The organism is Empedobacter sp. UBA5036 (assembly GCF_002415215.1).
Lineage (GTDB): Bacteria > Bacteroidota > Bacteroidia > Flavobacteriales > Weeksellaceae > Empedobacter > Empedobacter falsenii_B.
On sequence record NZ_DICC01000024.1, the window covers coordinates 17,585 to 27,590 of the forward strand.

The 10,006-nt window shown below is 30.6% G+C and carries 10 protein-coding genes; 9 read left to right on the forward strand and 1 reads right to left on the reverse strand.

Translation table 11 applies throughout. The annotated features are described in order from the left end of the window. Positions 1 to 87 precede the first annotated feature (87 nt). Positions 88 to 1,857, forward strand: a complete 1,770-nt coding sequence (locus B4J88_RS04530) for a MutS-related protein (RefSeq protein ID WP_291066566.1) — start codon at positions 88 to 90, stop codon at positions 1,855 to 1,857. A gap of 2 nt (positions 1,858 to 1,859) precedes the next feature. Here the strand turns inward: B4J88_RS04530 and B4J88_RS04535 are convergent, their stop codons facing one another. Next, positions 1,860 to 2,525: an HAD family hydrolase gene (locus tag B4J88_RS04535; protein WP_291066568.1), complete on the reverse strand. Its 666-nt coding sequence runs from the start codon at positions 2,523 to 2,525 to the stop codon at positions 1,860 to 1,862. 218 nt (positions 2,526 to 2,743) lie between these two features. Here B4J88_RS04535 and B4J88_RS04540 point away from each other — a divergent pair, with 218 nt between their 5' ends. The 8 genes from B4J88_RS04540 (at position 2,744) to recN (ending at position 9,922) form a co-directional block, all read left to right on the forward strand. Continuing rightward, on the forward strand, positions 2,744 to 3,211 hold the full coding sequence (locus tag B4J88_RS04540; protein ID WP_280048866.1) for a hypothetical protein: 468 nt from the start codon (positions 2,744 to 2,746) through the stop codon (positions 3,209 to 3,211). Positions 3,212 to 3,435: 224 nt separating this feature from the next. Further along, complete coding sequence (gene dapA / locus B4J88_RS04545) at positions 3,436 to 4,314, forward strand: 4-hydroxy-tetrahydrodipicolinate synthase (RefSeq protein ID WP_291066571.1); 879 nt, start codon at positions 3,436 to 3,438, stop codon at positions 4,312 to 4,314. A gap of 12 nt (positions 4,315 to 4,326) precedes the next feature. Then, complete coding sequence (locus tag B4J88_RS04550; protein WP_038334248.1) at positions 4,327 to 4,833, forward strand: ferritin; 507 nt, start codon at positions 4,327 to 4,329, stop codon at positions 4,831 to 4,833. 81 nt (positions 4,834 to 4,914) lie between these two features. Next, on the forward strand, positions 4,915 to 5,796 hold the full coding sequence (locus tag B4J88_RS04555; protein ID WP_180904401.1) for an outer membrane protein assembly factor BamD: 882 nt from the start codon (positions 4,915 to 4,917) through the stop codon (positions 5,794 to 5,796). Positions 5,797 to 5,823: 27 nt separating this feature from the next. After that, entirely contained in the window at positions 5,824 to 6,147 is a 324-nt protein-coding gene (locus B4J88_RS04560; RefSeq protein ID WP_019973784.1) for a DNA-directed RNA polymerase subunit omega, read from the forward strand. After that, positions 6,147 to 7,346, forward strand: a complete 1,200-nt coding sequence (gene coaBC, locus B4J88_RS04565; RefSeq protein WP_291066575.1) for a bifunctional phosphopantothenoylcysteine decarboxylase/phosphopantothenate--cysteine ligase CoaBC — start codon at positions 6,147 to 6,149, stop codon at positions 7,344 to 7,346. The genes B4J88_RS04560 and coaBC overlap by 1 nt, the downstream gene beginning before the upstream one ends. A gap of 8 nt (positions 7,347 to 7,354) precedes the next feature. Continuing rightward, complete coding sequence (locus B4J88_RS04570) at positions 7,355 to 8,263, forward strand: DUF4835 family protein (RefSeq protein ID WP_115000576.1); 909 nt, start codon at positions 7,355 to 7,357, stop codon at positions 8,261 to 8,263. After that, positions 8,264 to 9,922 carry a DNA repair protein RecN gene (recN, locus tag B4J88_RS04575; protein WP_291066577.1) on the forward strand — a complete coding sequence of 553 codons (1,659 nt, stop codon included), beginning with the start codon at positions 8,264 to 8,266 and terminating at the stop codon, positions 9,920 to 9,922. It begins immediately after the preceding gene. The last annotated feature ends 84 nt before the right edge of the window (positions 9,923 to 10,006 follow it).

Sequence of the window (10,006 nt, forward strand, 5' to 3'; positions counted from 1 at the left end):
CAATTATATAAACAACAATTTAAAAGAGCGGAAATTTCGCTCTTTTATTATTTATACCACTACCTTTAATCAGAAATAAAATTAAGAATGGAAAACTATCTGAAAATTGAAGAAAAACTACAAAATGATTTTAATCTTTTAAAGTCAAAAAAGAATAAAATCAGCAATATCAGGCTTGTTGCATTTATTATTTCGGTTGTATTTTTCTTGCTTTACGTCACGTCGAGCAACAATTTATATTTGATTATTTCTTCTATTTTATTTATAGTTTTCATCGTTTTAGTGGTTAAAACTTCTAAAATTTCTTCGGAACTCAATTATTCAATTCAAGCTTTAGAAATTATTAATCAAATAAAATCTGATGATTCTATCGATCCATTTGTTGAAGATAATTCTCAGTTCAATAATGTTTACAACAAAGATTTAGATATTTTGGAAGGAAATTCAATCTTCAATCGGATCAATAAAACGCAAACTCGAATTGGAAATTTACAGTTGAAACATTTTTTATCGAATTTGATTTTAGACAAATCAGAAATTATTGATAGACAAAATGCATTTACAGAATTGGCTGAAAAAAGAAATTGGATAGTGACATTTTTGACATTTACAAAGCGATTAAACATGAATCAATCTTCAATTTTTGTGTTCGAAAATCGTGTATTCAATACTAATTCAATAAAATTACTTCCACTCATCTTTTCTGTTCTGAATATTTTATGTTTTATCGCTTTAGCAATTATTAGTTTTCCGAAAGAAATTGTTTTTTATTGGATTCTAGGCGCAGTTATTATTTCGAATGCAATTTCCATGTTTTATAAACAACAACTTCGACGAATAGCAGCTTATACGACAATGAAAGCAGATGAATTGGATAATTTATATGAAGTTTTTCGACATATTGAAGAAGAAAAATTTGAATCAAAACTAAATGTTGAAATTCAAAATACATTTGTAAATCCTTTCAAATCATCGGATTTAATCAAGACAATTTCTTCAACAAAAGAAACTTTAGATGCAGCAAATTTCCCGATTTTAGGCTTTGTATTAAATACTTTTTTCTTATGGCGATTACATTATTCGATCAAATTTGAAAATGAAGTTCAAAAAACGGTTCATCAAATCAAACCTTGGTTAGATGAATTGGCGAAATTAGAGGCCTTCGTTTCTTTTGCTATTTTCAATGATAAACATACATCATTTACATATCCCGAAATTGTAGATGAACCTTATGCGTTAAAAATTACGAATGGTTTTCACCTTTTATTAGATGAAAAAACAGTTGTGAAAAATGATTTTGAAACCAATCGTCCAAACAATATTGCGATTATTACAGGTGCAAATATGGCTGGAAAAAGTACTTTTTTGAGAACAGTTGGAACAAATTTGGTTTTGGCAATGAATGGCTCAAAAGTGAGTGCAGAAAAAATGTCATTTTATCCAATGGATTTATTTACAAGTATCAGGACAGTCGATAATCTGTCTTCTGGCGATTCTTATTTCAAAAATGAAATTAATAAATTGAAAATTTTGATTGAACGTTTAGAAAATGATCAACCACAAATCATCATTTTAGATGAGATTTTAAAAGGAACAAATTCAGAAGATAAACTAATTGGTTCGCAAAAATTTTTAGAAAAATTGATTAAATCTCCTACAAAATTGATTGGTTTTATCGCGACTCACGATTTAGAATTAACGAAAATGGAAGGTGAAAACCCGGATCATATTATTAATTATTGTTTCGAATTAAAAAACGTGGACAACAATTATTATTCAGATTATAAATTAAGAAAAGGCACAACCAAAATGATGAATGCCATTTTCTTAATGAAACAATTTAAGATTATTGATTAATCTTAAATTGTTAATTCAAATTCTTTAATAAAATTTGCATCAATCGCATTAAAATCATCTACAATACAATTTGCTTTTGAAATATCTTGTTGTTTCGAATTTGCACTTTTGTAACCTAAACAATACAAATTCGCACGGGAAGCCGCTTCCACTCCGTTTTTACTATCTTCGATAACTATACATTCAGCATGTTTAGATTTAGCCAAATCAGCTGCATATAGAAAAATAGCAGGATCTGGTTTTGACTTCGGAAAGTTTTCGCCAGAAATTTTATGTGTAAAATATTGATTCAACTCAAAACGATTAAAAACTCGATCAATTGTCGATTTTGAAGCCGAGGACGCCAAAATCAGTTCGATTCCATTACTGTATAAATCTTTAATCAACCTCTCAACACCATCAATCAAATATAAATCTGGTTTTGTATCAAAAGCTTCATTAAAAATTGTACGTTTTCTCAAAACCAAATCGTTCACTTCATCTTTCAAATTGAATTTATCTTTCAAGATTTGATAAACATTTTTTGTCGATTGTCCTGTAAATGTGGCAAATAATTCTTCCGTAACCGGAATATTTAGTTCTTTATAATGTTTGAAATAAGCATATTTATGTACTGGTTCTGTATCGACGATTACGCCGTCCATATCGAAAATTACAGTTTTAATCATTATTATTTTGTTTCTACAAAATTAACTTTTTTAAGAAAATGATGTAAAAGTTTAAACTTTAGAATGATTTTAAATTAATCGATTATATTACTGATATAAAGGGTTATATCCGAAACCAAACAACAATACTTATGTTAAAACTTAACATTAAGATAACATTTGCACGCTTTTTGTAAAATTCTTGGCATAACAAAGTTAAAACTGAAAATTTGATAAAAATGAAAAAAGTATTATTAGTAGCTGTAATGGCATTAGGAATTTCTCAAGTAAATGCTCAAAACTATAAAAATGCTTTAGGTGTTGTTGTAGATTTAGGAGACGGAGAGACACTCGTAGGTCCACAATTCAAGCACTCTTTTGATGGTAAAAATGCGGGTAACGTACAAGTTATGTTTGGAGATAACATTACTGTTTTAGGTGCAGATTATACGTATAATCAACCTTTTTCTGGTGCAAATGGATTAGGATGGTATGTTGGTGTTGGACCTCAATTATCTTTTGTAGATGGAGGTAAATTTGAGGACAAAACTTATTTTGCAATTCGTCCGCAAGCTGGTTTAGAATACAAAATTCCTTCTGCTCCATTGGCTTTACATTTTGATTGGAAACCATGGTGGAACTTAACAAACGATTCTAACTTCGAAGCTGGTCGTTTTTCTTTAGGATTTAAATACACATTTAACTAATCAAACGTTAAAAATATAGTAAGCCACTCACTTGAGTGGCTTTTTTTATAAGTAAAATCATATAATCTATACATAAATTAATTTTATTCCTCTGAATTAATCGTTATTTTTGAAAGATTTTGGATTTTATCTAAGACCAATTATAGATTAACACTATTATTTGATTATTCAAGATATAATTCCGAATTTTAACTTAGTATTAGATTTAATAACATTTATAGAAGATGAAACAATTAATTGGGACAGGAGTTGCTTTGGTTACGCCTTTTCAACAAGATGGTACCGTAGATTATGCTGCATTAGAAAATTTAGTAAACTATAGTATCGATGGCGGTGTTGAGTATTTAGTTATTTTAGGAACTACTGCAGAAGCAGCAACACTTACAAAGGATGAAAAGAAACAGGTAATCGAAACAATAAAGAAGGCGAATGCTAATCGTGTTCCGATGGTTTTGGGTATTGGAGGTAACAATACGGCAGAAGTTATTAATGAATATCAAGAAACAGATTTAAGTGATTATATCGCAGTTCTTACAGTTTCTCCTTATTATAATAAACCAAATCAAGAAGGGATTTACCAACATTATAAAGCGATTGCAGAAAGTACAGATGCCAACATTATTTTGTATAATGTTCCTGGTAGAACGGGTTCTAATATCTCAGCAGATACAACAATTCGTTTAGCAAATGAATTCAAAAATATTGTTGCAATTAAAGAAGCTTCACCAGATTTCTTACAATCAACAGATATTATTCGTAAAAATACACGCGAAGATTTCAATATTATTTCTGGTGATGATGAATTCGCTGTACCAATGACTTTAGCTGGAGGTTCTGGTGTTATTTCTGTTATCGGACAAGGTGTTCCAACTGTTTTTACAGATATGATTCGTAAAGCAATCAACAAAGAAGTTGTTGCTGCTTACGAAGGTCATTACAAAGTTGTAGAAATTACACGTGCTATCTTCGAGGAAGGAAATCCTTGCGGAATAAAAGCTGTTTTAGATAAAAAAGGAGTTTGTAAACCATTTACAAGATTACCTTTAGTTCCAGCATCAGCTAATTTGACAACAAAAATTAACCAATTATTATCAAACATCTAAAAAAATAAAGCTATGATAAAAGATACAATATTAGACGCATTAAACAAACAAATCAAATTAGAAGGAGATTCTTCTCAATTATATTTAGCTATGGCTTCTTGGGCTGAAGTGAAAGGTTTAGAAGGAACTGCAAATTTCTTGTACTCGCATGCAGACGAAGAACGTATGCATATGTTAAAATTAATTAAATTTATTAACGAAAGAGGCGGAAAAGCGTTTGTTCCACAAATTGAAGAACCAAAACAAGATTTCACAACATTGAAAGAAGTTTTTACTGCAATTTTAAACCACGAATGCTTTGTTTCTGAATCAATTAACGAAATTGTAGGCTTAACATTAGAAGAAAGAGATTATTCAACTCACAATTTCTTGCAATGGTATGTTTCTGAGCAAATTGAAGAAGAAAAATTAGCAAGAAATATCTTAGATAAGCTAGAAATGATTGGATCTGACAAAGGAGGTTTATATCTATTTGATCGTGATATAGTTACATTAAGTACAGACACAACAGCGGAATAAATCAAAACTTTGAGATTTTATTAAGAGGATAAGAAAAAAATATTTTATACTTTAGTCCTCAAATTTTATTAAATTTGCAGAATGTTTAAAAAACTAAGCTTAGTAGTTTTAATTGGCGCTTCTTTAGTGTCTTGTAACAAGACCTATAACAAAGCGATGAAAAGTACGGATAAAGACGAAATCTTTACATTGGCTACACAATTGTATCAAGATGGTAAATATGATTTGGCAAACGAATTGTATGAAAAAATTTCTACATCATTTGTAGGAACAGAAAAATCTGCGGACATTGCCTATAATATGGCACAAGGTAACTTTAACGAAAAAAGTTTCCGTTTAGCAGGACATCAATTCAAAAGCTTTGCAGGAGCTTATCCTATGGATAGCCGTGCAGAAGAAGCTTTATTCAAATCGGCATTTTCTTATTACAAAGATTCGCCAAAATATGACTTGGATCAAACAAGTACGTACACAGCAATCAGTGAGTTACAAGGATTTATCAATTCGTATCCAGAATCAGCACACGTTGCAGAAGCGAATAATTATATTACAGAACTTAGACAAAAATTAGAATTAAAGTCTTTCGAAATTTCTAAAGTTTATTACAAAACAATGAAATATAAGGCTGCTGGAGTTTCTTTTGACAATATGGTTGATGAATATCCAGATTCTAAATTTCGTGAAGAAGCAATGATGTATTCATTACGTTCTAAAACAGAATTGGCGTTAAATTTCTCTCGTATCGAGAACAAAGATTTACGTTTACAAGATGCCAGAACGCAATATCTATTGTTAACAAGATATTATCCACAAACAAAATTTAAAGCAGAAGCTGATAAATTGATGGAGAAAATCGACAAAGATATGGTGGATACTAAAAAACAATTAGCTGATATAGAATTAGCTAAAAAGAAATTTGAAGCTGATCAAGCTGAATTAAGCAAAGAGCAAAATAATAAATAATAGTAAAATATATAAAATTCTTTCATTATGAATTTCAAGGATATCGGTGCAGCACCAACAACACAAACTTATGATCGTAATAAAATCGATGAGAAAACAGGAAACTTATACGAATCGATTGTAATTATGGGTAAAAGAGCAGAACAAATCAACCAAGAAATGAAAACTGAATTAATTCAGAAATTGGATGAGTTTGCTGCACATACAGATTCTTTAGAAGAAGTTTTTGAAAACAGAGAGCAAATAGAAGTTTCAAAATTCTACGAAAGATTACCAAAACCGACTTCTATTGCGGTTAAGGAATGGTTAGACAATGACGTATATTACAGAAATCCAAATGAGGATAAATAATGTCTGTTTTACATAGTAAAAAAATTCTTTTGGCAGTTTCTGCCGGAATAGCGGCCTACAAAGCCGCTTTTCTTGTTAGAGGGCTTATCAAAAAAGGAGCTGATGTCAAAGTTATTATGACGCCAGAAGCTCAAAACTTCGTTACTCCACTTACACTTTCCACACTTTCTAAACATCCAGTCGAATGGGAATTTTTCGGTGATAAAGGTGATTGGAATAATCATGTAGAATATGCACTTTGGGCAGATTATATGATTATTGCACCTTGCACAGCAAATACGTTGTCACATATGGCAGATGGAACATGTGATAATTTAGTTCTAGCAACTTATCTTTCGGCTAAATGTCCTGTATATTTTGCTCCAGCAATGGATTTGGATATGTACAAACATCCATCAACTTTAGAAAATATTGCTAAATTAGAATCTTTCGGAAATATTTGTATTCCTGCTGAAGCTGGAGAATTAGCAAGTGGATTAATTGGAGAAGGTAGAATGGCTGAACCTGAAAACATTATTGCGTTTTTGGAAAGTACAATCGAAGCTACTCTCCCACTTCACGGAAAAAAAGTAGTAGTTTCTGCTGGTCCTACATACGAAAACTTAGATCCTGTTCGTTTTATAGGTAATTATTCTTCGGGAAAAATGGGATTCGAGATTGCAAAAGCTGCTGCTAATTTGGGTGCAAAAGTTACCTTGGTTAGTGGTCCAAGTCACGAATCTGTTACAGGTTTTCCTATCGATCGAATAAATGTTGTTTCTGCTCGTGATATGTACGAAGCGATGCACGCTAATTTTGCTGATGCTGATGCTGTGGTAATGTCAGCGGCTGTTGCAGATTATCGTCCAAAAAAAATGGCTGAGCATAAAATTAAGAAAGAAAACGATGATAATTTAATTATCGAATTGGTGAAAAATCCTGATATTCTAAATTCGTTAGGCGAAATCAAAACACATCAATTATTGGTTGGTTTTGCATTAGAGACGAATAACGAAGAAGAATATGCAAAGAAAAAATTAGCCAAAAAGAATCTTGATTTTATTGTTCTTAATTCGATGCAAGATAAAGAAGCTGGTTTTCAGAAGAATACAAACAAAATTACAATTATTGATAAAGATTTATCGATGCAACAATTTGATGCAAAATCAAAAACAGATGTTGCAAAAGATATTTTGAATGTCATTTTAAATAAGTTATAAAATTTATTATGAAGAAATTAGCCTCAATTTTCTTTTCGTCGTGTTTAGCTATTTCGGCTTTCTCGCAAAATATTATTGCAGATGTAAAAGTCGATTATTCTCAGGTTCAGGGATCTAATACACAGGTTTATCAAACTTTAGAAAGATCATTAAAAACGTTTATTAATTCAACAAAATGGACAAATGATCGTTTAAAAACATACGAAAGAATTGAAGCTAGTTTCGTCATCAATGTAACGGAACGTGAGGGAAACAGAATGAAAGGTACTATTTTGGTACAATCTCGTCGTCCTGTTTTTAACTCAACGTACTATACGCCTGTTCTTAATTTATCTGACGATAATTTTACGTTTCAATACCAAGAATCTGAAGAGTTAATTTTCAATGATCGAAAATTCAGTGGAAAAAATTTGACAGATGTATTGACGTATTACATTTATTTAGTTTTGGGATATGATGCAGATACATTTGCGAAAGAAGGCGGAACAGAGTATTTCAAAATGGCGAAGAAAATTGCAGATTTCGGTCAAGCGAACAATAATTTCTCTGGTTGGAGCGAATTAGATGGAATAAAATCGCGTACAGCCTTAATTAACAATATTTTAAAATCGGATAATTCAACACTTCGAAATATCATCTATCAATATCATAGAAACGGCTTAGACATTATGTCTGAGAACGAAGTTCGTGGTAAAAATGCTATTGGAAATACTCTATTGCAGTTAGAATTTTACCAAAGAGGAAATTATTCTCAATTTTATCCTTTAGAACTTTTCTTAACAGCAAAAAATAGCGAAATTAGTCAAGTATTTTCAGGCGGACAGGTTTCTACGGTGAATATCGAGAAACTGAAAGGAATTTTAAATTCAATCGCGCCAAAATACAACGACAATTATTGGAATAAATTGAAAAAGTAAATGTTAAAAACTCTTCGCGTTAATAATTTCGCCATTATCGATCAATTGGAGATTGATTTTCATCAAGGTATGACCACAATTACCGGTGAAACTGGTGCTGGAAAATCGATTTTGTTAGGTGCTTTAAAATTAGTTTTAGGCGAACGTGCCGATTTAAAAGCCTTGAAAAATGTTGATGAAAAATGTATTATCGAAGCTGTTTTTGAGATTAAAAATCTTGAATTAAATGATTTTTTCGAAGAGAATGATTTAGATTATGAAGACGAATCTATTTTGAGAAGAGAATTATTACCTTCTGGGAAATCGCGTGCTTTTATCAATGATACACCTGTTAAAGTCTCTATTTTACAGGAATTATCAGAATTATTGATTGATATTCATTCTCAATTTAATACACCTAAAATTTTTGAAGCTGATTTTCAACTTTCGATGTTGGATATTTATGGAGAAAATAAAGACTTGTTGAAAGAATATAAGAAGGATTTTAACCATTATATTTCAACAAAGAAAAAGATAAAAGACGCTCAAAATTCATTAGAAAATCAATCACAAGATTTAGAGTATAAATTGCATTTGTGGGAAGAATTGAACAATGCTTCGCTAAAAAATGAAGAATTAGAGGAATTGGAAATCGAAATAAAATCTTTGTCAAACGTAGAAGAAATTATTTCGACTTTGAATGAAACTTATCAATTTTTGGAGCATCCTGAAATGGGAATAATTTCTCAATTGAACGAGGCAAGCAATAAATTGAATAAAATTTCGGATTATAATTCGCAATACAATTCGATTTACGAGCGATTGATTTCATCAAAAATAGAATTGCAAGATATTTCTGGTGAAATGAGCAGTTTGATAGATTCGACTGAAATTAATCCTGAAAGATTACAAGAGATTACAGATCGTTACGATTTGATTCATAAATTATTGCGTAAACATAATGTGATTTCTGTTGAAGAATTAATTGTAAAACGTGACGAATTAGAAAGTCAAACTTCTGGTTTCGATAATTTGAGTGATTTAATTATTCACTTAAACAAAGAGTTGAATTTAATCTCAGAAAAACTTGAAAAACAAGCAATTAAAATTAGAAAAAATAGATTTTCTTCTATCGAAATTATCCGAAAAAATATCTTGAATACGTTGTCACAATTAGGAATGGAAAATTCTCAGTTAACGATTCAATTAAACGAAACAGCAGATTTCACAGCAACTGGAAAAGATGAAGTTTTGTTTTTATTCTCGGCAAATAAAGGAATGGAACCGCGTATTTTCGAGAAATCTGTTTCTGGTGGAGAACGTTCTCGATTGATGTTAGCGATTAAAAAATTATTGGCAACGCATCAACATTTACCAACGTTGATTTTAGATGAAATTGATACAGGAATTTCTGGAAAAGTTGCGAATGAAACAGGAAAAGTAATGCAAACAATGGCTGAAAATATGCAACTTTTAGTAATTACGCATTTGCCACAAGTTGCTTCAAAAGGAAATTATCAGCTAAAAGTTTACAAAGAAGTTGTTGACGAAACGACACAAACAAATGTGATAGAACTTTCTCAACAACAACGTTTAGAAGAAATTGCTCAAATGATTTCTGGTTCAGAATTAACAGATGCAGCAATCAATCAAGCAAAAGAATTAATGAATTTGAATTAAAATTAAAATTCTAGATCATATAATATCAAAAAAGCTCGAGAAAATTCTCGAGCTTTTGTTTTGTGACACTATCCCACGAAGTGT